16 protein-coding genes are annotated in these 23,738 nt (G+C 32.3%); 7 read left to right on the forward strand and 9 right to left on the reverse strand.

Annotation, left to right across the window (positions count from 1 at the left end):
- Positions 1-114: 114 nt before the first annotated feature.
- Positions 115-2,751 carry a valine--tRNA ligase gene (locus OIU80_RS01050; RefSeq protein WP_264285260.1) on the reverse strand — a complete coding sequence of 879 codons (2,637 nt, stop codon included), beginning with the start codon at positions 2,749-2,751 and terminating at the stop codon, positions 115-117.
- 251 nt (positions 2,752-3,002) lie between these two features.
- Here OIU80_RS01050 and OIU80_RS01055 point away from each other — a divergent pair, with 251 nt between their 5' ends.
- Complete coding sequence (locus OIU80_RS01055; RefSeq protein ID WP_264285261.1) at positions 3,003-3,386, forward strand: DUF1573 domain-containing protein; 384 nt, start codon at positions 3,003-3,005, stop codon at positions 3,384-3,386.
- 82 nt (positions 3,387-3,468) lie between these two features.
- On the opposite strand, the gene OIU80_RS01060 is transcribed toward OIU80_RS01055, so the two are convergent.
- From OIU80_RS01060 to OIU80_RS01080, 5 genes are all read right to left on the reverse strand, one after another.
- On the reverse strand, positions 3,469-3,951 hold the full coding sequence (locus tag OIU80_RS01060; protein WP_264285262.1) for a hypothetical protein: 483 nt from the start codon (positions 3,949-3,951) through the stop codon (positions 3,469-3,471).
- 122 nt (positions 3,952-4,073) lie between these two features.
- Positions 4,074-6,197 carry an OmpA family protein gene (locus OIU80_RS01065; RefSeq protein ID WP_264285263.1) on the reverse strand — a complete coding sequence of 708 codons (2,124 nt, stop codon included), beginning with the start codon at positions 6,195-6,197 and terminating at the stop codon, positions 4,074-4,076.
- 10 nt (positions 6,198-6,207) lie between these two features.
- Positions 6,208-7,143, reverse strand: a complete 936-nt coding sequence (locus OIU80_RS01070) for a PorP/SprF family type IX secretion system membrane protein (protein WP_264285264.1) — start codon at positions 7,141-7,143, stop codon at positions 6,208-6,210.
- Positions 7,144-7,166: 23 nt separating this feature from the next.
- A complete protein-coding gene (locus OIU80_RS01075) occupies positions 7,167-9,812 on the reverse strand; it encodes a gliding motility-associated C-terminal domain-containing protein (RefSeq protein WP_264285265.1) in 2,646 nt (881 codons plus the stop codon).
- Positions 9,813-9,960: 148 nt separating this feature from the next.
- Entirely contained in the window at positions 9,961-11,283 is a 1,323-nt protein-coding gene (locus OIU80_RS01080; RefSeq protein ID WP_264285266.1) for a pepsin/retropepsin-like aspartic protease family protein, read from the reverse strand.
- A 121-nt stretch (positions 11,284-11,404) separates the two neighbouring features.
- Between OIU80_RS01080 and OIU80_RS01085 the strand changes: the two genes are divergently transcribed.
- The 6 genes from OIU80_RS01085 to lgt all read left to right on the forward strand — a co-directional run bounded on the left by OIU80_RS01085 (position 11,405) and on the right by lgt (position 16,881).
- Entirely contained in the window at positions 11,405-12,601 is a 1,197-nt protein-coding gene (locus OIU80_RS01085; protein ID WP_264285267.1) for a pyridoxal phosphate-dependent aminotransferase, read from the forward strand.
- A 212-nt stretch (positions 12,602-12,813) separates the two neighbouring features.
- Positions 12,814-13,485, forward strand: coding sequence for a GTP cyclohydrolase I FolE (gene folE / locus OIU80_RS01090; RefSeq protein WP_129537629.1), 672 nt, complete (start codon positions 12,814-12,816; stop codon positions 13,483-13,485).
- Positions 13,486-13,553: 68 nt separating this feature from the next.
- The gene (locus OIU80_RS01095; RefSeq protein ID WP_264285268.1) at positions 13,554-13,952 is read left to right on the forward strand and encodes a four helix bundle protein; all 399 of its coding nucleotides are present in this window, start codon (positions 13,554-13,556) and stop codon (positions 13,950-13,952) included.
- A gap of 38 nt (positions 13,953-13,990) precedes the next feature.
- The gene (gene cysS, locus OIU80_RS01100) at positions 13,991-15,472 is read left to right on the forward strand and encodes a cysteine--tRNA ligase (protein ID WP_264285269.1); all 1,482 of its coding nucleotides are present in this window, start codon (positions 13,991-13,993) and stop codon (positions 15,470-15,472) included.
- 176 nt (positions 15,473-15,648) lie between these two features.
- The gene (gene yidD / locus OIU80_RS01105) at positions 15,649-15,891 is read left to right on the forward strand and encodes a membrane protein insertion efficiency factor YidD (RefSeq protein WP_264285270.1); all 243 of its coding nucleotides are present in this window, start codon (positions 15,649-15,651) and stop codon (positions 15,889-15,891) included.
- A gap of 63 nt (positions 15,892-15,954) precedes the next feature.
- Complete coding sequence (gene lgt, locus OIU80_RS01110; RefSeq protein ID WP_264285271.1) at positions 15,955-16,881, forward strand: prolipoprotein diacylglyceryl transferase; 927 nt, start codon at positions 15,955-15,957, stop codon at positions 16,879-16,881.
- Between the two features lie 528 nt (positions 16,882-17,409).
- On the opposite strand, the gene secDF is transcribed toward lgt, so the two are convergent.
- The 3 genes from secDF to gyrB form a co-directional block, all read right to left on the reverse strand.
- Entirely contained in the window at positions 17,410-20,382 is a 2,973-nt protein-coding gene (secDF, locus tag OIU80_RS01115) for a protein translocase subunit SecDF (protein ID WP_264285272.1), read from the reverse strand.
- 224 nt (positions 20,383-20,606) lie between these two features.
- Positions 20,607-21,542, reverse strand: coding sequence for a malate dehydrogenase (gene mdh / locus OIU80_RS01120; RefSeq protein WP_264285273.1), 936 nt, complete (start codon positions 21,540-21,542; stop codon positions 20,607-20,609).
- Positions 21,543-21,664: 122 nt separating this feature from the next.
- Positions 21,665-23,608 (reverse strand): DNA topoisomerase (ATP-hydrolyzing) subunit B, encoded by a 1,944-nt coding sequence (gene gyrB, locus OIU80_RS01125; RefSeq protein ID WP_264285274.1) that lies wholly within the window; start codon positions 23,606-23,608, stop codon positions 21,665-21,667.
- Positions 23,609-23,738: the final 130 nt, after the last annotated feature.

A 23,738-nucleotide genomic window follows, 5' to 3' on the forward strand; every position in this document is an offset into this window, starting at 1 on the left:
ATAATTTTAATAAATAATACTTGCTTAAAATTTGAATTTAAATACAAGTATAAAACCCGACACATTATAAAAATCTGTCGGGTCAATTTATAAATTAGTAGAGAACTCTGTTTCTTATTTCAAACCTGCTAAACTTTGCTGTATTGTAGCAATTTTTGCTAAAGCATCGGCTTCTTTTTGTTTTTCGTTAGCCAAAACTTTTTCTGGCGCTCCTGCAACAAATTTTTCATTTGCCAATTTAGATTGAACCGATTTCAAGAAACCTTGTGTATAAACTAACTCTGCATTCAATTTTGCAATTTCAGCTTCAACATCAATATTCCCTCCTGTTATCGGGATAAAATATTCATTAGATTTTACTCGAAATGACAAAGCTCCATCTACTTTATCCGAAACGTATTCGAAAGCAGATATATTTCCTAGTTTAATTATTACAGAATCAAAATAAGTAGAAAATTTCTCGCTGTTAATAGCCTTTAATTCAATACTATCTTTCATTGCAATATTCTTCTCTTTACGAATCGTTCTGATACCAGAAATAACTTCAACCGAATTCTCAAAATCAGTAATTAATTTTGCATCAAATGGTTTTAATTCTGGCCAAGTCGAAACAATTAAAGCTTCTTCTGGAGTTCTTTCAGCAAGTATATGCCATATTTCTTCTGTTAGGAAAGGCATAAACGGATGAAGCAATTTCAAGTTATTTTCTAAAATTTCGATTGCTTTATCAAATGTCATTTTATCAATTGGCTGTTGGTAAGTCGGTTTGATCATTTCAAGGAATAAAGAACAGAAATCATCCCATACCAATTTATAAATTGCCATTAATGAATCTGAAATTCTGTATTTTTCAAAATTATCTTCAATATCAACTAATGCGTGCTGAAACTTTGCCTCAAACCATTCGATTGCTACTTTTGATGATTCTGGTTGTGGAATCGTTTCCGAAACCTCCCATCCTTTTATCAATTTAAGAGCATTCCAAATCTTGTTTGAAAACGCTTTTCCTTGATTACATAACTCTTCATCAAACATGATATCATTTCCTGCAGAAGCACTTAAAAGCAATCCTACACGAACTCCATCGGCACCAAATGTATCGATTAAATCTAATGGATCTGGCGAATTACCTAATGATTTAGACATCTTACGACGTTGTTTATCACGTACTAAACCTGTTAGATATACATTTGTAAATGGTTTTTCACCTGCATATTCGTAACCTGCAATAATCATTCTGGCAACCCAGAAAAATAAGATATCCGGACCTGTTACCAAATCATTTGTTGGATAGTAATATTTAAAATCTTCACTTTCTGGATCCATTATACCTCCAAAAACAGACATTGGCCATAACCAAGATGAAAACCAAGTATCTAATGCATCAACATCTTGTTTTAAGTCAGATGTTTTAAGCGAAACGTTAGATGTTTTCTCTTGTGCTAATTTTAACGCATCTTCGATATTTTCGGCAACTACAAAATCTTCTTTCCCATCTCCATAGTAATAAGCTGGAATTTGTTGTCCCCACCATAATTGACGAGAGATATTCCAATCGCGAATATTGTTTAACCAATGAGCATAGGTATTTTCAAAACGTTTTGGGTGTAATTTAATGTCTCCATCAACCAAAACAGATTTGATTGCTGGTTTTACTAAATCTTCCATTTTCAGGAACCATTGATCTGATAATCTTGGTTCGATAACCGCTTTAGTTCTTTCAGAAGTTCCAACTTTATTAAGGTGTATTTCTGTTTTCTCCAAAGCACCAATTTCTTCTAGTTCTTTTGCAATCTCGGTACGAACCACAAAACGGTCTTTTCCTTGATAATGCAATCCGAAACTATTAAGCGTAGCATCTTCATTAAAGATATCTACAATTTCCAGATTATGTTTCTCTCCTAATGTTTTATCATTCATATCGTGTGCAGGAGTCACTTTAAGACATCCTGTTCCGAACTCTACATCAACATATTCATCTTCGATAATAGGAATAATTCTTCCCGAGATAGGAATAATAGCCTTTTTACCTTTTAAATGTGTAAAACGCTCATCATTTGGATTAATACAAATAGCTGTATCTCCAAAAATAGTTTCTGGTCGCGTTGTAGCAACAGTTAAAAACTCTTCTGTTCCTTCAATCTTATATTTAAGGAAAAATAATTTTCCTTGTTGTTCTTCATAAATAACTTCTTCGTCAGACAAAGTCGTTTTTGCTTCAGGGTCCCAGTTTACCATTCGGTATCCTCTATATATTAACCCTTTATTATACAAATCAACAAACGAACGAATTACTGAAGCCGACATATCTGGATCCATTGTAAATTTGGTACGTTCCCAATCGCAAGAAGCACCTAATTTTTTTAACTGATCTAAGATTACACCACCATACTTGTCTGTCCATTCCCAAGCGTGCGCTAAAAACTCCTCACGTGTTAAATCATTTTTATTGATTCCTTCAGCTTTTAATTTAGCAACAACTTTGGCTTCTGTAGCAATCGATGCGTGATCTGTTCCAGGAACCCAACAAGCATTGAATCCTTTAAGACGCGCTCTTCTTATCAATACATCCTGAATGGTATTGTTAAGCATATGCCCCATGTGCAAGACTCCAGTAACATTAGGAGGAGGAATTACAATTGTATAAGGCGTTCTATGATCAGGTTCCGAATGAAAATAATTATTTTTCATCCAGTAGTCGTACCATTTATTTTCGATTGTTTTAGCGTCAAATTGTGCTGGAATTGTCATTTTATCTTGGATATATTTAATCGTTAATTTGTTTAATCATTAATTTGCCTTACCTTTTTTTTAATCGTCTTTTTATCAATTAAATAAACGTTTAAATAGTTAAACAAATCAACTTTTATACTTTGGTTTGATTTTTGTATTTATTATAGATGACAAAAGTAAATAATTAAGTACACTATAAAAAGCGAATTAATAATTTGTGTATTAATTAAAAGAAAGTATATTTACTTAATAACTTAAAACAATTTCAAATGAAGAAAGTAGCCTCATTTATAGCAATCTTAATGGTTACCACCATTGGTCTTGCTCAAAACGGCCCAAAAATTGATTTTGCTGCCAAGGATAATACTATTGATTATGGTACAGTAAGTAAAGGTGATAACGGGGCTAAAGCCTTTGAATTCACCAACTCTGGAGATGCCCCCCTCATGATCACATCAGTACAGTCTACAGCAGGTATTAGTATTGTATCTAAACCAAGTGCGGCAATTATGCCTGGGAAATCAGGAAAAATTGAAGTAAAATTTAATATGGCTCCAGGGCCAATAAGAAAAACAATTACTGTTGAAACTAATGCAGTAAACTACCCAGAGGGTCGTGTCGCTTTAAAAATTAGAGGAGAAGTATCTAATTAACATTCAAATTAAATTCCCATAAACTCAAATCGCTTCCTAAAATTTAGGAAGCGATTTTTTTATTGATTTACTTTCGTAAGTTTTATTTATCTACGCAATCAGTAGCTTCAAGTTTATATTTTACACGCTCAAAATCTATAGGTTTACCTTTAGCAAAATAAGTTCTCCCTAAATACGTTTCCATAGCGCCATTACCTATAATAAGTTGTTTTTCTCGTTTTAAAAATGCCATAGGATTTTTAAACGTTTTATCCTTGTTTGTTCCTTCTATAAAAGCATAATCTGCAAATAAAGTATCTCCTTTAAATTCTCCTTTGATTTCTCCATTTTTAAGTGGCGCACCCGCAATTTTCATCACCATGTCTCCACTTATTTTTCCGTTTTTTAAAGTATTTAATTTTAAATCGATAGTATCATTTTCATAAACTGCTTTATAACATTGAACATTTACAATACTTTCAGCATCCGATTTAGCAGCTTCGGCTTCTTTCTGAGTTTCATTTTTCTTACAGCTTTGAAATCCAAGACAAGACACAAGCAAAAAAGACAGGACTAGATTCTTCATAATTAAATATTTTTAGTTCATATATCTTATAAAATTAAATAAAAAAGAAACCAAAAGAAAGGCTTCTAAATAAAATCTTAATTTATTTAGAAGCCTTTTGATTTTCTATTAGAAGAAAGTATTTATAAATTCTTAATTACAAATTCACTACGTCTATTTAATTCGTGTTGTTCCTCATTACAAGCATCATCTGTTTTACATTTTATAATTGGCACAGACTCTCCGTATCCTTTGGCAATAATTCTCTTCTTATCAATTCCAGAATCTATCAGGTACCCTTTAGTCGATTCGGCCCTTTTTTGAGATAAATTAGCATTGTACTTATCATTACCTCTGGAATCTGTATGTGAACCAATTTCAACTACCATATCTGGATATTTCTTCATTAATTCAACAACTCTATTTAAGATAATTTTAGATTCTTTTCTTATATACCATAAATCGTAGTCAAAATAAATAGGATCTGTCTTGATAATTAATCGGTCTTTATCTCTTACTACATCTTTTTCTTGTGCAATAATCTTCTCTATCTTTTCTTTTTGATCTGCAACAGCCCTCTCTGCTTTTTCTTTTTTCCTGATTTCGACCTGAGCAATTTCATTTGCTTTAGCTTTAGCTTCATTTGCTTTTAAAGTGACCAACTCCAATGCCTCTTTTTGCTTTTTCTCTTCGGCTAATTTTTCCTCTTCTTGTTTTATAACCTCAAGAGACTTAAGTGCCATCGAAGCATCATTACTTTTTCCTCTAGTTTTATCAAGAATTAAAGTTCTGGAATTATCGGTATAATTTTCTTTAGATGCCGAAATTGTATAAGATAACTCACAAGCCACTTTAAAATTAAATCTACCATCTGCCGAAGTTACTATCGTACGCAATTGCTTGCTTTCTTCCTGCTGAAGTATAACCACAGCGTTTTCTAATGGTAGTTTTGTATCAATATCTGTAATTATTCCCGCAATAAGTTGCTTACAATCTTCAATTAGTAATGGCTTGATTTCATTTAATTGATAGATATCATCACTTCCTTTTCCTCCTATTCTATTCGAGGCAAAATATCCTTCTTTAGTATCTGAATCTATATTAAACGAGAAATCATCCAGATTTGAATTTAATGGCAGACCAACATTCAAAGGTTTTGTATAGGTTCCTTCCTTTATTTGGGAAACAAATACATCGAGTGAGCCATATCCCAAATGTCCATCGGATGAAAAATAGAGCCTATTATCTTTTGAAACAAACGGAAACTGCTCTCTTTTATCTGTATTTATCAGTGCTCCTAAATTCTGAGGATTTCCATATGCCCCTTCATTTATAGCTACCGAAAATATATCAAATGAACCTAATGTTCCTGGCATATCCGAGGCAAAATACAATGTTTTTTCATCAGAGCTCAACGCTGGATGTTCTACTGAATAGTTATCACTATTAAACGGAAGCGATATCACATTTTTCCATTTCCCTTTTATGAGTTCTGCTCTAAAAATTTGAAGATTCGAAATTTTATCATCGTTTTTTCCTCTTCTTCCATTTTTATAATTATTTCGTGTAAAATAAATCGTTTTACCATCTTTTGTAAAAACAGCATTAGATTCATGCATTCCTGTTTTTAATTCTTTTGCAAAATAATAAGCAATCGAATCTCCTGCATTTATCTTATCTATTGATGCTGAAACTAAATTAAGATAGGTTTCATTATCCCATTTGTACATTTTATCAAATAATCCTGGCTTCTTTTTTACTGCTGCAAAAATTAAACTATCTCCATATTTTACTGCTCCAAACTCAGAGTTTTTAGTATTAATAGCTAGATTTTTAATACTATATCTATCTCCGATTGCTGAAATATTCTCTAGTTCTTTTGTGGCATTTTCAAAATCTAAATAATCCTGACTATTTTTAGAATAGTACTGTTTTAAAACTTCACTTGCTTCTTGGTAACTGTTTGTTGCTTTAAGTGTATGGGCATATTTAAAATAGTAATTTCTATCTAAATCTTTATCATAACTTTTAATCAGAAGTCTATAATACTGTTGTGCTTTCTTTAAGTCATTGGTATAATAATAGGAGTCGGCTAAGTTTTTTATGGCTTCTGCCGAAGGCTTCTCTGAGACTATTTTTTCATATAACGGAATGGCTTCACTATAATATGTTTTATCAAAGAGACGCTTTGCCCGAGCCCTATTCTGGTCTTGAGCGCTTATAAACTGTATTAAAAATACGAATATAATAACTAGTAATTTTTTCATATTTTTCATTTTAAAAGAATCTCGGTGATTTATCATATCCTTTGCCTAATAAATCCAAATCAAAAAGAAGCATAATTTCATGCGTTCCAGAATTAAATTGACCAAAGTTAGTTGTTGTATAATCATACGCGTAACCTACTCGAATTGCTTTGGTTACATTTACATTCATTAAAACACTAACGGCATCATTTACTCTGTAAGCAGCTCCCAATTCAAATCTCTCATTATACAAAACATTTGCAGTTATATCTACAGAAGCTGGCGCTCCAACAACAAATTTAGACATAAAAGCAGGCTTCAGTTTAAACATATCGCTAAGCTGAAAAACATATCCTGCGGTTAAAAAAGTATGAATATCTTCAGATCCGTAAGCGTTTATTCCTGATTTTTCTTCGATATGTTTGGACTTCAATAAATTTGGTGCTGATAATCCAACGTAAAATTTATCTGTAAAATAATAAGCTCCTATACCTATATTAGGCTTGGTAACATTGATGTTTTCAGCGAAAGCCAAATCGGTAGTTACATCTCCACTTTGAAATTGGAATCCATTAAAATTTGTTTGCAAAGAAGTAAGTCCTGCTTTTAATCCTAACGAAAGTTTATTGTTCCCTCCTAATTCTAGTATGTATGCAAAATCAGCATAAAAATTATTCTCTTTTTTAGCACCATCCCCTATATCATCAGAAATTAATGAGACTCCCGCTTCTATTTTATTACTTATAGAAGTATGTCCGAAAAAGTTAAATGTTTTAGGCGCACCAACCGCCCCAACCCATTGCGTTCTGTATAAAGTTCCTAAATTCAACATTGACGGAGTTCCTGTTGCATACGCCGGATTTACCATACTCATATTATACATATAATGTGTATATTCTGGGTCTTGTTGAGCAGATGCATCAATAATATAGAAAAGAAAACTTATAATTAGTATTACTTTTTTCATTTGAAAATTATATTAAATGGGAGTTATCGATTTAAATAAAGACGACCTTGTAAAGGCGGCCTGTTATCTTTATTAAAATGGACAACATAAAAATAAACACCATTTGGAGCTACTCCATCAATTATTTTAGAATCAGAATTTTTACCATCCCAATCTGGTTTATTTTTATTGCCTTTAAACATTAAGTTCCCATATCTATTATAAATTTCGAGTGTATAATCGGGATATAAAAAGTCTATATCGGGAATTGCATAAGTATCGTTTGTACCATCTCCATTTGGAGAAAACCCGTCGGGAATAAAGAAATCAGCATATTCTGTAGTAGAACAATTTGTAAGCGAAACTTTTACTATCAAAACATCATTCGAAAAACAATTTATCGTGGTTGAATATTCAAACCCATAATAAGTTGCATTGTCCTGAAGCAAAGTTGCATTGGTTAACTGGTTTCCGTTATCTTGAGCATCATACCAAACTATCGAAGTAGGCGCATTAGTATTGTTAGATAAATCAGCAATTGTAGGATTATTTATTCCGCAAAAGTCTTGCCCTTTTAGTTTTAGTACTGGTGCTGGTATATCATTTATAGTAACAATACTTAAACTTGCTGGCGATATACATCCTCCAGAAAGCGCTGTTTCTTTAACGTAATAATTTCCAGATACCAATATCGTTGAGGCAGACAAAGGTGTAGTAGCCATGACTGAATCATACCATTTATATTGCGTTCCGTTAGGTGCTAAGTTAGCAACTGTAGCTCCATCTGATTTACAAAATATTTGAGAACTAGTCGTTGGCGCAATCGGAATTGAGTTTATTAAAAAATCATCGAATAAACCTGTAGGTACAATATCACAAGTTGTTTCATTATTAGTAACTTTTGTAATTGTAACTCTAGTTGCCCCCGTATTAATGAGTAAATTTTGAGGAATAATAAAACTTCCTTTCCCACTTAACACAGCTAAGGCTATTGTTTGTGCTGTAGTCAAATTACTTCCCGAAATAGTATATGAAATTGTAATATCTTTTAAAGTTCCGAGTCCTGAAATCGAAACTGGTACTGGTTCATTTAAACAATAATCTTTTATTTCTATCTTAATATCAATTGATTTAGGCAACGGATTAACCACCATGTTTCCAGATACATTTGCAGCATTGGTACAACCAACAAGAGTATTTGTAATATTTGTAATTGTAACTAATGAATTTCCATCCTTAGCAGTTAAAGTTGATGGTATTATAAAATTTGCTGCTCCGTTTACAACAGTAATCGAAACTACTTGTGCATTGGTATTATTTGCCCCCGTTAATTTATAAATAATACTGTATCTCCCATCTGGAAGACTTGAAGCTCCTGTAATTTGTACCAGCGCACTTTTATTTTGACAAACTGGATCGATTTTTATTTTTGCCGAATCAAGCTTAGGAATTGGATAAATAGTTAAAACGTCTGATAAATCATCAATTATAGTAGTACACGCTCCTTCAGATGTAAAAGGAGTAAATTCGGTAATTTCAATTTTAAACTGGCCTACCTTTTGAAAAAATATTGATGGCAACGAAAAAGTTACAGAACCGTTACTAATAGTCAACAATTCAGTATTTGTTGCCGATGTTGGACCTGATATTTTATACGTAATATTGTATTGTCCATTGGGAATAACTTTGGTTCCACTAGTAAGCTTTGCTGAATAAGTGGCTCTAAGCATATCTGGTTCACATATATCTGAACTAACAACCAATGTTGCTCCTGTAAGATCAATTCTTTTTTCAATTCGTATTCTTACTGTTGCAAAATCAATTTTACATATAGGATGCGGAGTATTGCTAACTGTGTAAGTAAAGGTATAAGTACCTTCTCCAAAAGTATTATAAATTCTTTGTACATCAATAAAATGATCTTTTATTGATGTTATTTCACCTGTGTTTTCATTATCTGTCCATTCGCCATTAGCATCTTCTCCAGAAAGCCGGCTATTTAAATCCAAATTAGAATAGATTGATAAATCATCACTATCACATGCTAGTATATTAGCTGGAACACCTGCTTCTGGTGCTCTATAAACAGTAACAAATACTGTTGAAGAAACAGGTCCTGCACAATCTCCTATCGCTGGAAATGAGTATGTAAACTGATAAGTACCTACTCCTAAATCTTTAGGATCAATAATACTACCAGTAACAGGACTTGCTTTTGTATTATTATACCATTTTCCATTAGATTGTGGACTTAAAAAAGCTCCATTAAAAACATGAAATAAATCATATGCAGTAGCATCTGTACATGCTGCCCCAGTAGGACCTGAAACACCCGGATATCCTCCAATAGCAACTGTAATTGTTGCCGAGTTATCAGTACAGCCTGGTACTCCAGAAACGGTATAAGTAAATCTATAAAAACCACTTTTCCTTATTAGTTGGGCATTCAAAATCCCCGTAGCGCTATCTAATGCTTGCGAGAGATCATCATCTGTCCAAGTACCTCCAGCTATAGGATTTCCATCTAACAATCCAAATAAATCAACAGTTTGACTCGTTGGATTAGGAATATCACATATGCTAGTTTTGGTATCCAAACCCGCACATTGCCCGAAATTTTTGGTAGGTAATAAAAATAAAGCTAGAAAAAACAAAAGCAACTTTAGTTCAACAAAGTATTTTTTAGACATATATAATTATTAATTTTTTGTTAAAAATAGTAAATCAATTCCTTAATACCAAAAACGCAGATTTTTTAATAATTAACAGACGAAAACAAAAAAAATATTATATTTCAGTAATTTAAAACATTTACATTAACAAAATCATTAAACAACATTACAACTCATCCGTTAATCGAAACCTGAATTTTAGAATTTGACTGTCTCTCTCAACTTCCAAACTTATCCATATATCATCTTCAGATTTTAGTAATGTATTTATTTGCTGTAATGAATATCTGTACGCCTTATTTTTATTAATACTAATAATCACATCCCCGATTCTTAAGCCTGAACGTTCTGCTGCAGATTTTTTTCGAATATTAGCAATTTCGAAAACTGGTTTTAACTGAAATTTATATCTAAAATCATTACTGATTTTTGTTCCATTCTTATCAAAAGTTTCACCTCCCATAGGAACAGTTTCCAGATGTACCGTTTCTTGCACCCATTGCAATCCGTTATGCTGGATAATGATTCCACTTTTATTATATGTAAAAGGATGAGAGAACTCTCTATTTTTCTTGAAGTACATTTTTTGATTTTCGTAATCAAAAACTACTGTAAATCGTCTTAATATCTCTCCCCCAACCGATCCTATCCTATCAGGAACCATTTTTACGTTTCGAATGGAACTTGAATCTGGAAAAGCAACAATGGGATGTATGAAATCGAAATCTCCAATAGAAAATTTAGAAATTCTAGCTCTTCTTCCCTCAATATCACCACTGAATCCTTTTCCTAAATAATCTTCAAAGTTTTTCTTTGGCAATTTAATCTTTGGATTTTGGAAGACCCAAAAAGAGTCACTATTTCCTGTATCAATTAGCAGCTTTGCAGGAATTCCTACACTATCAATAACTACATTTGAATAAAGATAAGGTTTTGCTCTCTCGATTGTGATTGGAATATTTTTGAATTTTTTCTCTAATTTTTTTCTATACTTAGCAGTATCTCGATAGACGGTTACTTTTTTATTTTGATAATTTATCTCAACCAGATTATTTTGAAAAAAACGATAGCCAATAATTCCATTTACAGGAATACCTATATGTGATGATAAATTAAATTCCTGATCTAATATAATATACAATAGGTTATTGGTAGATTTTAAACCATTTACTTCTAATGTATTATTAGTCGACTTTAAACCTTCGATAGATTCTTCAATCCCTAAACCTCTTAGTTTTATTTTCTCAATATTAAAGAATCGCACCTCTTTTTTATCTTCTAAACTAAAAAGTACAGTATCATCTACTCCCGAATCTAATAAAAAATTTAGTTCAACACCATTGACGTTTATAGGTATAAAAATTAAATTATTTATTAACTTAAAAGGAATAGTAACTCTATCTGTATGCTCATCAATAACAAATCCCTGTTGTGCAAATGCAGTAAAGGTGATTATTTGCAAAAAAAACAAAGTAAATTTTCTTTTCATTAAGAGTATTTCTTATAAAAATACTAAAATTTTAGTTAATTAATACAAATTCACAACTACATATATTGTTTACGTTAAATTCGAAAAAAAAATGCAAATTTGCACTTCAATAATTTAGATCATGCCAAAAATTTCAAGCAAAGGCAAAAACATGCCCGAATCACCGATACGAAAACTTGCTCCTTATGCTGATATAGCTAAGAAAAAAGGGCACAAAGTGTATCACTTAAACATTGGTCAACCTGATATAAAAACCCCCGAAGTCGCCATCGCGGCCATAAAAAATATTGATTTAAGTATTATTGAATATAGTCCATCTGCGGGCTATGAAAGTTATAGAAAAAAACTAGCTCAATTTTACCAACATCAGAACGTAAGTGTAAACAAGGAAGATATAATTATTACAACCGGAGGTTCTGAAGCTTTACTTTTTGCATTAGCAACAATTACCGATCCAGGAGACGAAATTATCATTCCGGAACCTTTTTATGCTAATTACAATGCTTTTTCAGCATCAACAGGTGCAACTGTAGTTCCTGTAATTTCAAGTATTGAAACAGCATTTGCTTTACCTAGCATTGCTTCTTTCGAAAAACTGATTACGCCAAAAACTAAAGCTATACTAATATGTAATCCAGGAAATCCAACTGGATATTTATATTCTGAGTCTGAAATTTTGCAATTAGCAGATTTAGTTAAGAAACATGATTTGTATTTAATTGCCGACGAAGTGTATCGTGAGTTTACCTACGATGGCGATATTCATTATTCTGTAATGAACCTAAAAGGTATCGAACAAAACGTAATTATGGTTGATTCAGTTTCTAAACGTTACAGTATGTGTGGCGCTAGAATTGGCTGTTTAATCTCGAAAAATAAAGATGTTATTGCGACAGTAATGAAATTTGCTCAAGCTCGTTTAAGTCCGCCTACTATTGAACAAATTGCATGTGAAGCAGCTATTGACACTCCACAAAGTTATTTTGACGAAGTAATTTCTGAATACAGAGAGCGAAGAGATACTTTAATCACTGAGCTTAATAAAATAGAAGGAGTTATAGTTACCAAACCTAAAGGAGCATTTTATTGTATTGCTCAATTACCCATTGATAATGCAGACGTTTTTGCACAATGGCTATTAGAAAGTTACGATTATAACGGTAAAACTGTAATGATTGCTCCTGCTGCAGGGTTTTACTCAACTCCAGGGATGGGATTAAACCAAGTACGTATTGCATATGTCTTAAACAAAGAAGATTTAATTCAAGCTGTTACTGTTTTAAAAGAGGCACTTTTAGTATATAATGCTAAAAAATAGGAGGCAATAAAAAAAACAAATAGTTAATAAAATGCAAATGGCAACAACGATTAAAAGTTGTTGTCATTTCTGTTTTAGGCACATACGGGTTCCAGAATTAATTTATATCTAAAAACTGCACATTAAATAGTAGAAACGATAGAAACTGTTTCCCTTTTATTAATTATCTTTACGCACTCAAAAAGATATACCCATTATAATAGTAGTTTTTAATGATAAATAACGAAGATTTTTTAGACGAAATAGGTGACAATCATATCGGATCAAGTGCGCAAAACCCAATTAGAGAAGATGCTTTTGCAATTACTGACGATGAAAAAATTGAAAAAATAAAGAAAGATGTTGAAAATATTCTGATTACACTTGGAATGGACTTAACAGACGACAGTTTAAAAGGCACTCCAAATAGAGTAGCCAAAATGTTTGTTAAAGAAATTTTTGGAGGACTTAATCCTGTAAGAAAACCTAAAGCATCTACTTTTGATAATAATTATAAGTATGGCGAGATGTTGGTTGAAAAAAACATTACGCTTTATTCTACCTGCGAACACCATTTATTACCAATTATAGGAAGAGCTCATGTTGCTTACATCTCTAATGGAAGAGTAATTGGTCTATCAAAAATGAACCGAATTGTTGAGTATTACTCTAAAAGACCTCAGGTACAAGAGCGCTTAACTATGCAAATCGTTCAGGAATTACAAAGAGCCCTTGGCACTGAAGATGTAGCCTGCGTTATAGACGCAAAGCACCTTTGTGTAAACTCAAGAGGAATTAAAGATATTGAAAGCAGTACTGTAACATCTGAATTTGGCGGTAAATTTAAAGATCCTCAAACAAGAAGAGAATTTTTGGACTACATTAAATTAGAAACTCAGTTTTAAATTCTGATTAATTGTTTATTTGTTCAATCGTTTAATCGAAAACAGCTAAACAAATAAAGCTAAAAAGAATGTACGTTTTTTCATTTGAAAAGTTAGAAGTTTGGCAGAACTCAAGAATGTTTGTTTTGGATATTTATAAATTGACTAGTAATTTCCCTTCAAATGAAACATTTGGAATAACTTCTCAAATAAAAAGAAGTTCATCGTCAATAACAACAAATATTGCCGAAGGAACTTCGAGAAATACAAATAAAGACAAAGCACATTTTTTAACTATTTCATATTCATCTGCAATGGAGACTTTAAATCATTTAATTATATCAAAGGATTTAAATTATATATCAGAAGATGATTATATAAATTGTCGAGGAAAAATTGAAAAAATTTGCAATCAGATAAATAGTTTAAAAAAATACTATCTTTCAAAAGAACAAAATACAGCTAGCGATAAATGTTTACACGATTAAACAAATCAACAATTAAAACAATCAAATAGTAAAACAACATGCCTTTATATACAAGTCAACATCTAAAAATATACAATTCGCTTTCGGGTGAAAAAGAGAATTTCAATCCTATTCATGAAGGAAATGTTGGAATGTATGTTTGCGGGCCAACGGTTTACAGCAATGTACACTTAGGGAATGTGAGAACTTTTATGTCATTTGATGTGATTTTTAGGTATTTTTTGCATTTGAATTACAAGGTACGCTATGTACGAAATATTACTGATGTTGGTCATATTGTTGATGATGTAGATGAAGGAGAAGATAAAATTGCAAAAAAAGCACGTTTAGAACAATTGGAACCAATGGAAATTGTACAGCGTTATACTGTAGATTTTCATGACATCCTTAAAGCTTTTAATTTTTTACCTCCTAGTATTGAACCTACTGCAACTGGTCATATTATTGAACAAATTGAAATTGTCAAAAAAATAATCGACACTGGAATTGGTTACGAAGCAAACGGATCAGTATATTTTGATGTTGTAAAATATAACGAAACCAACAATTACGGTATATTAAGTGGGCGAAATATCGAAGATATGCTAGCTAATACACGCGATCTTGACGGTCAATCAGACAAAAGAAACCCTCAGGATTTTGCTCTTTGGAAAAAAGCAGAACCCCAACATATAATGAGATGGCCTTCACCTTGGAGCGATGGTTTTCCTGGTTGGCATCTTGAATGTACTGCAATGAGTACTAAATATTTAGGAAATCATTTTGATATTCACGGTGGTGGAATGGATTTAAAATTCCCACATCATGAATGTGAAATTGCACAAAACGAAGCTTGTACTGGTCAGAGTCCAGTAAATTATTGGATGCATGCCAATATGCTTACTCTAAACGGAAAGAAAATGGCAAAATCAACTGGGAATAATATTTTACCTGGTGAGATTTTGAGTGGAGAAAATACTATTCTTAGCAAACCATTCTCAGCTTCTGTAGCTCGTTTTTTTATGTTGCAAGCTCATTACCGAAGCATCTTAGATTTTTCGGATGATGCTATTGTTGCAGCCGAAAAAGGATACAAACGATTAATGGAAGCTATGGATTCATTAGATTCGATTACTCCAAGCGCTACTTCATCAATTAACATTGCTAGCTGGAAACAATTATGCTACGATGCCATGAATGATGATTTTAACACTCCTATTTTAATCGCGCAATTATTTGAAGCCGTTCGTTATGTTAATTTATTAAAAGAGAAAAAGGAAACTATTACCTCTGAAGATCTAAACAACCTAACAACTTCATTAAAAGCATTTGTATTTGATGTTTTAGGACTTAAAGATGAAAAAGCCTCAGACACCAACAATGATAAATTGGAAGGTGTTGTAACAATGCTAATTGAAATGAGAAATCAAGCAAGAGCTGATAAAGATTTTGCACTTTCTGATCAAATTAGAGATCAATTGATTGAATTAGGTATTCAACTAAAAGATGGTAAAGATGGAACTTTATTTAGTGTCAATTAGCCAAAATAATTAAATTTCATTAAGCAATTAATGATTTTTGAATTATACGATTAACGATACTTGATTATCCTCCGAAATGAAAATTGAAACTGTTTAATTTATTTAAAAAATCAAATATGTATAAGCATTTTTTCGTTCCTTTATTTCAAAAATCGTGTAATCTACAAGCTTAAGTGATGAAAATCCTCATATATCCATTTGTTTTACTTGTACGGTTTTACCAAAATGCGATTTCCCCCTTTACCCCTGCGGCTTGCCGTTTTGAACCAACATGCTCCAGCTATATGATTGAAGCCTTGCAAGCTCATGGTTTATTTTATGGTGGCTATCTAGGAGTCAAACGAATACTCAGCTGCCATCCGTGGGGAAGAAGTGGCTACGATCCTGTCCCTGAAAAGAAATGCAAACACAAACATTAACTTTTTATAAAGTATAACTTTACTTTAAATATTTATTTTTACAACATAAAAATATACTACTACATGATACACGCTTTAAACATTGTTTGGAATCCTTCGGAAGGAATTGATTTAGGTTTTTTTATGATTCGATATTACAGCCTAATGTTCGTAATTGCTTTTGGATTAGGATGGTACATAATGAAACAAATTTTCGAACGTGAAAATGAACCAATCGACAAATTAGACTCTTTATTTATCTGGACTGTTTTAGCAACTTTAGTTGGAGCACGTTTAGGTCACGTTTTATTTTACGATTGGGAATATTATAGAAATCATGTTTCTGAAATCTTTTTACCTTTCCGCTTTAGTCCAAATTTTGAATTCACAGGATACCAAGGATTAGCTAGTCATGGTGCAGCAATCGCAATTATAATTGCAATGTACTATTACAGCAAAAAGATATTAAAACGTCCTTTATTATGGATATTAGACAGAGTTGTAATTCCTGTTGCCAGTGGGGCAATATTTGTACGTTTAGGTAATTTCTTTAATTCAGAAATCACAGGAAACGAAACAGATTCTGTTTTTGGAATTCGTTTTTTACATGAATATTTCAGTAAAAACGATGCGGTAAACAAAACTCAAATTGCCAATCCAAAAGACGCATATACTGCTATTGCAACAGATCCTAAATTTGCTGATTTATTAGCACAGGTTCCTGTAAAACATCCAGCGCAACTATATGAAGGTTTTTGCTACATTTTTGTTTTTGCAATCCTTTACTATTTATACTGGAAAACAAATGCAAGTCAAAAACCTGGATTTTTGTTCGGATTGTTTTTAGTACTTTTATTTGTTGTTCGTTTTATAGTCGAATTTGTAAAAGAAAGTCAAGGCGGTATTGAAAGCGAATTAGGCCTATTTTCAACAGGACAGTGGCTAAGTATTCCGTTTATAATAGTTGGAACTTACTTTATGATTAGAGCAAATAAAAAAGCTTCTTTATAAACAATAAACACATACAAATAAAGAGACCCGATACCTTCATATGAGAGTATCGGGTCTTTTTTTGTTTCTATATATTTGCTAGTCTCTATTTTTAGTATTTAATCTCATTTTACACTTCATAATTTGATCTTATAAAACAATCTTCCCTTCCTTCCTCAATCTTATCAAATAATCATATACCTATCACCTAATAAAAACATTTCATTTCAGCTAAACAATACAACAAAACTACATTACATTGATATGACAATTGTGATTCTATTAAGCTAATTACTTTCCTTATTGCTATAATAACAACAATCATATCATATCCAAAAATTTCATAACACTTCTGGAATCCTACGTTACTCCGAATGATTAGATTGCATTTGTATTGTAAATTGAACAATGCTTAAGCTTGATCTAACATATTAGCATATTAAGCCCGCACCTACTCAATTTGAATTTCTCAACATTTCAAAAACTTTCACTCAAAAAAAAAAGGATCCAATTTTCATTGGATCCTTTCATTAAATAATAATACAATTATTATTCAGCATTTTTATGTCTTTCTTCTATAGCAATCTTATCAGCAGAAGAGATAGAATCTACTAAAACTGGAGTTGCAATAAATAATGAAGAATATGTTCCTACAATAATACCTACCAACATAGCGAAGATAAATCCTCTAATTGATTCTCCACCAAAAATAAACATGATTAATAATACCACGATCATCGTTAATGAAGTATTGATAGTTCTTGACATTGTTGTATTAATAGAGTCATTTACAATCTGCTCAAAAGAACCTTTTGTTTTTCCTGCTAAGAATTCACGAACCCTGTCAAATACAATAACCGTATCATTCATTGAGTAACCAATAACGGTAAGGATCGCCGCAATAAAGTGTTGATCTACCTCCATACCAAATGGCATGAATTTATAACATAATGAATAAATACCTAATACGAAGATAACATCATGAGCAATAGCTGCGATTGCACCTAAGCTAAATTGCCATTTTCTAAAACTAATCATTAAATATAAGAATACAATTGCCATTGCTCCAAGTACAGCCCAATAAGCGTTTGTTTTAATATCTTCTGCAACTGCCGGCCCTACTTTTGAAGCTTGTACTATTCCTAGTTTTTTACCTTCATAAGCATTAACAAATTTATCATAAGTTAAACCATCAGAATAATATTTTTTCAAATTATCAAACAACAATTTATTTACTTCTTCGTCAGCTTTAACACCGTGCTCAGCAACTTTGTATTTAGTTGTAATTTTTAATTGGTTGTCTTTACCAAAAACTTTTGCTTCAGCACTACCAAAAACTACAGCTAATTCATCTTTAACAACTTCTGCCTGAACAGGTTTTTCAAAACGAATTTGGAATGTTCTTCCTCCAACAAAATCTACACCTTGATCAAGTCCGTTTATGCACAATGATACAATACTCACAACAACAACAACACTTGAGAATAAATAAGTCCATTTTTTAACTCCTAAGAAATCAAAATGGAAGTTATTAAACATATTTTTAGAGAAATTAGTTACGAATGTTAAATCATTCTTTCTACTAATATTTCTGTCAATAAATATTCTAGCGATAAAGATAGAAGTAAATAAAGAGGTAATAATACCAATCAATAAAGTAGTAGCAAAACCTTTAATTGGTCCTGAACCAAATATGAATAATACAGCTCCAGTTAAAATATGCGTTACGTTTGCATCTGTAATAGATGACATTGCACCTCTCCAGCTATATGAAGTTTTAATTGCTTCGTCAAGTGTTTTACCTGCTCGCAATTCTTCTTTTGCTCTTTCGTATATAATAATATTCGCATCTACAGCTGTTCCCATTGTTAATACGATACCTGCAATACCTGGTAAAGTAAGAACTGCTCCTAAACTTGCCAAAATACCGAATAAGAAAAGTAAGTTAACTGCTAATGCAAGATTTGCATACCAACCTGCTTTACCATAATAAATCATCATCCAAAGAGATACTAAAAGTAAACCTACGATAGCTGAAGTTGTTCCATTATCAATAGCTTCCTGACCTAGGGATGGTCCTACAACTTCTGACTGAACAATATCTGCAGCAGCAGGTAATTTACCAGCTCTTAATACGTTAGCTAAATCTTTAGTTTCTGTAACATCAAATACACCTGAAATCTCTGATCTTCCTCCTGAAATTGGACCACTAGAAACTCCTGGAGCAGAATATACGATATCATCTAAGACAATAGCAATATTACTTTTTTGAGTATATGCTCTTCCTGTTAATTCTTCCCAAGCTTTAGCACCTTGACTGTTCATTTGCATAGACACAGCTGGTTTACCCATTTGGTCAAAAGTATCTTTAGCATCAGTTACAACACCACCACTCATTGCAGCAACGTTATCTCTATTTCCTTTTAAAGCATACAATTCAATAGCTTCAATTTCTTTTCCTTTTGCATCTTTAATATCTGTTGGTTTACCCCAAACAAATTTTGCATAATGTTGATCCGGAGCTAATAATACTCTGATATCTGATCTTTTTAAATAACTGTTTACAACAGCAGTATCTTTTGGTGAGAAAAGACCTAAAACTGGTCCACCACCTTGACCTATAATTTTATCAAATAAAGGATTATTTCCTTTTTTAGTAGCAAGTGAATCTTTACCACCTGTAAGTAAATCATTCAATGAATCTTTAACTACAGCTTTAGTTTCAACTTTATTGATTTCGGTTTTCTTTAAGGCTTCGTTAGCTGCCATTAAGAAATTACCCATTTCTTCAATTTTATACGTTTCCCAAAACTCTAATTGAGCAGTACTTTGTAATAATTTCTTGATTCTATCAACATCTTTAGCACCTGGAAGTTCAACAAGAATTCTTCCTGTTTCTCCAATTTTTTGAATATTTGGCTGTGTTACACCAAATTTATCGATACGTTTTCTTAGTACTCCAAAAGCACTATCTACAGACTCATCAACTTTTCTTTTGATTACTTTTTTTACTTGAGCATCACTCATTTGGAAATCAATTCCACCCTCACCTTGCAAACTTCTGTTAGCAAAGATATCTGGAGAAGCTAATTTTACTGTTCCATTTGAATTTGCTTCAAACGCTTCAAAAAATGCATCTAAATACGTTTGATTTCCTTTTTGATTTGCTGTTGCATCTGCTAATGACTTATTAAAAACTGGATTTTTAGAATTATTAGCCAATCCTTTTAAAACGTCTTTTACAGAAATTTGAAGAATAACATTAATTCCTCCTTCTAAGTCAAGACCTTTATTGATTTGCTTATCTTTTACTTCGTTAAAAGTAAAACTAGTAAATCCTAGATTGAAAACTTTTTCTTTACCAATAGAATCCAAATATTTTAATTCTTTATCAGGATCGTTTCCTGCGAAAGATTTCGCATCACTTTTTACCTTATCAGCGACAAAAGTGAAGGAAAGTTGGTAAATACTTACCAATGCAAATAGAATTGCGAAAAATTTAATAAGTCCTTTATTCTGCATTATTACTAAAAATTAATTATGTTTTATAGTTTGTTTTGTTTTAAATCATACAAAATCAAGCCTTTGAGCAAGTTTTCATATCTAAATAACGGAATTATGAATTACATCATTTTTTTTAAACCGAGCAAATATATAATTAACGAAAAGATTAACCAATTTATTTATTAATTAATCTCAAAAAAAAGACTGCAAAAGTGCAGTCTTCTTCTATTTACTCGTAAATCTTATACTAAAATCGCCTTTAAAGCGTCATTCATTCCTCTAACTGCATCTGCGCTTTTAGCAAATAATGCTTTTTCTTGGTCATTCAATTTGATGTCTAAGATTTCTTCAACACCATTTTTACCAATAATACATGGTACACCAATACAAATATCATTTTGCCCGTATTCGCCTTCAACAAAAACAGAACATGCTATCATTTTCTTTTGATCATTTAAAATACTGTCAACCAAATACGCTACTGAAGCTCCTGGCGCATACCAAGCAGACGTACCTAAAAGCCCTGTAAGTGTAGCTCCACCCATCATAGTATCAGCAGCTACTTTTTGCAAAACTTCTTCAGAAAGAAACTCTGTTACCGGAATACCGTTATATGAAGCTAAACGTGTCAACGGAATCATTGTTGTATCTCCATGACCTCCAATTACCATAGCTGAAATATCATTAGCTGGTTTATCTAACGCCAAAGATAAATACGTTCTAAAACGAGAACTATCAAGCGCCCCTCCCATACCAATTATTCTGTTTTTTGGCAATCCTGTTGATTTCAATGCCAAATAAGTCATTGTATCCATAGGGTTAGAAACAACTACAATTATTGTATTTGGTGAATGCTTCAATACATTTTCAGCAACTGTTTTCACAATCCCTGCATTGATTCCAATTAATTCTTCGCGAGTCATTCCTGGTTTTCTAGGAATTCCTGATGTAATTACCACTACATCACTACCAGCCGTTTTAGAATAATCATTTGTTACCCCAGTTACTTTGGTATTAAAACCAGTATTTGTAGCACATTGCATAATATCTAAAGCTTTACCTTCAGCAAAACCTTCTTTGATATCCAATAATACTACTTCGCTTGCAATTCCTCTATAAGAAATAACGTCAGCACAAGTGGCTCCAACGTTTCCTGCTCCTACAATGGTAACTTTCATATTTTAAAATTTATTCGGTTATTAGTTAATTTTTTTATTGGGTTAATTGCTTATTCTAATCAATTTACTTGACAGCTAATATAAGCAACAGTCAACTAAACAAATATAACAATTAAACTTTTTTAAGCATCAATTTTCGCATAAACTGCATTCTTCTCGATAAACTCTCTACGAGGCGGAACCTCATCTCCCATTAACATAGAGAAAACTCTATCTGCTTCTGCTAAACTATCAATATTTACCTGACGTAAAGTTCTAAAACTTGGATCCATGGTAGTTTCCCACAATTGCTCCGCATTCATCTCCCCAAGACCTTTATAACGTTGAATTCCTGCGCTTCCACCCATTCTTTCATTAGCCTGATCACGTTGAACATCATTCCATGCATATTCTTTTTTATTCCCTTTTTTAACCAAATACAAAGGTGGAGCAGCAATATATACGTGCCCTTCTTCTATTAGTTCTTTCATAAAACGGAAAAAGAATGTTAATATTAAAGTAGAAATGTGGCTACCATCGACATCGGCATCACACATAATAATTACTTTATGGTAACGTAGCTTTTCTAAATTCAATGCTTTACTATCTTCTGCAGTACCAACTGTAACTCCTAAAGCAGTAAATATATTACGAATCTCTTCGTTTTCAAATACTTTATGATGCATTGCTTTTTCAACATTCAAAATCTTACCACGTAATGGCAAAATTGCTTGAAATGCACGATCACGACCTTGTTTTGCAGTTCCACCCGCCGAATCTCCCTCGACAAGATATACCTCACAACGCGCTGGATCTTGCTCAGAACAATCTGAAAGTTTTCCTGGCAATCCGCCTCCACCCATAACGGTTTTACGCTGTACCATTTCACGCGCTTTCTTAGCAGCATGACGCGCTTGAGCAGCAAGAATTACTTTTTGAACAATGATTCTAGCATCATTTGGATTTTCTTCCAAATAATTCTCAATCATCTCACTTACAGCTTGACTTACTGGCGAAACAACTTCTCTATTTCCTAGTTTCGTTTTTGTTTGCCCCTCAAATTGTGGTTCAGCTACTTTTACCGAAATAATTGCTGTAAGTCCTTCACGGAAGTCATCTCCAGAAATATCAAACTTTAATTTGTCTAACATTCCAGAAGCATCTGCATATTTCTTTAACGATCTCGTTAATCCAGTTCTAAAACCTTGCAGGTGCGTTCCTCCTTCGTGTGTATTAATATTATTTACATAAGAAAAGATATTCTCTGTATAACTTGTATTATAAATCAAAGCTACTTCTACAGGGATTTCTCCTTTTTCGTGATCCATAGAAATAACGTGTGCAATAATTGGCTCACGGTTTCCATCCAGATAACGAATGTATTCTTTTAATCCCTCGTCAGAATGAAATATCTCTGTTTTAAATTCACCTTTCTCATCAACTTCTCTTTTATCAGTAAATGTAATTGTGATTCCTTTATTCAAGAAGGAAAGCTCACGCATACGTGCTGACAAAGTATCATAAGAGAACTCTGTAGTTTGTGTGAAAATTGTTTCGTCAGGAAAAAAGGTTACAATAGTTCCTCTTTTTGTAGTTTCTCCAATTTGTTTAACTGGATACAAAGCTTTTCCTTTTTCATATTCTTGCTCATATATCTTTCCGTCACTACTGTGAACAGTTGCACGCAGGTGATTTGACAAGGCATTTACTACCGAAACCCCAACACCGTGCAAACCTCCAGAGACTTTATATGAATCTTTATCAAATTTACCTCCAGCACCAATTTTAGTCATTACAACTTCTAATGCTGATACACCTTCTTTTTTATGTATATCTACTGGAATACCACGACCATTATCTTCTACACTTACAGAACCATCTTCGTTTATCGCAACACCAATGGTATCACAATGCCCTCCCATGGCCTCATCAATAGAGTTATCTACTACTTCATAAACCAAATGATGTAGTCCTCGAACACCCACATCTCCAATATACATCGATGGACGCATTCTTACATGCTCCATTCCCTCTAATGCCTGAATACTATCTGCTGAATAATTGCTCTTCTTGATTTCTTCGCTCATATAATTTATTCTAAAAAATGTAATATTTGTCTAACACGCAAATATATAAAAACGCAAATTATATATCCGTTAAAATACTACCTAAAGCACTTAAGTTATCAACATATTATTAAAAAATCTTGTTTTTTAT

It is taken from the genome of Flavobacterium frigoritolerans (assembly GCF_025847275.1).
Lineage (GTDB): Bacteria > Bacteroidota > Bacteroidia > Flavobacteriales > Flavobacteriaceae > Flavobacterium > Flavobacterium frigoritolerans.

Bases quoted from the DNA above. Each gene is read 5' to 3' on its own strand.
- OIU80_RS01050 (WP_264285260.1), bottom strand. From the start codon at position 2,751: ATGACAATTCCAGCACAATTTGACGCTAAAACAATCGAAAATAAATGG.
- gyrB (WP_264285274.1), bottom strand. From the start codon at position 23,608: ATGAGCGAAGAAATCAAGAAGAGCAATTATTCAGCAGATAGTATTCAG.
- OIU80_RS01065 (WP_264285263.1), bottom strand. From the start codon at position 6,197: ATGAAAAAATTACTAGTTATTATATTCGTATTTTTAATACAGTTTATA.
- OIU80_RS01095 (WP_264285268.1), top strand. From the start codon at position 13,554: ATGTACGTTTTTTCATTTGAAAAGTTAGAAGTTTGGCAGAACTCAAGA.
- OIU80_RS01055 (WP_264285261.1), top strand. From the start codon at position 3,003: ATGAAGAAAGTAGCCTCATTTATAGCAATCTTAATGGTTACCACCATT.
- OIU80_RS01080 (WP_264285266.1), bottom strand. From the start codon at position 11,283: ATGAAAAGAAAATTTACTTTGTTTTTTTTGCAAATAATCACCTTTACT.
- folE (WP_129537629.1), top strand. From the start codon at position 12,814: ATGATAAATAACGAAGATTTTTTAGACGAAATAGGTGACAATCATATC.
- OIU80_RS01085 (WP_264285267.1), top strand. From the start codon at position 11,405: ATGCCAAAAATTTCAAGCAAAGGCAAAAACATGCCCGAATCACCGATA.
- yidD (WP_264285270.1), top strand. From the start codon at position 15,649: ATGAAAATCCTCATATATCCATTTGTTTTACTTGTACGGTTTTACCAA.
- OIU80_RS01075 (WP_264285265.1), bottom strand. From the start codon at position 9,812: ATGTCTAAAAAATACTTTGTTGAACTAAAGTTGCTTTTGTTTTTTCTA.
- OIU80_RS01070 (WP_264285264.1), bottom strand. From the start codon at position 7,143: ATGAAAAAAGTAATACTAATTATAAGTTTTCTTTTCTATATTATTGAT.
- cysS (WP_264285269.1), top strand. From the start codon at position 13,991: ATGCCTTTATATACAAGTCAACATCTAAAAATATACAATTCGCTTTCG.
- mdh (WP_264285273.1), bottom strand. From the start codon at position 21,542: ATGAAAGTTACCATTGTAGGAGCAGGAAACGTTGGAGCCACTTGTGCT.
- OIU80_RS01060 (WP_264285262.1), bottom strand. From the start codon at position 3,951: ATGAAGAATCTAGTCCTGTCTTTTTTGCTTGTGTCTTGTCTTGGATTT.
- lgt (WP_264285271.1), top strand. From the start codon at position 15,955: ATGATACACGCTTTAAACATTGTTTGGAATCCTTCGGAAGGAATTGAT.
- secDF (WP_264285272.1), bottom strand. From the start codon at position 20,382: ATGCAGAATAAAGGACTTATTAAATTTTTCGCAATTCTATTTGCATTG.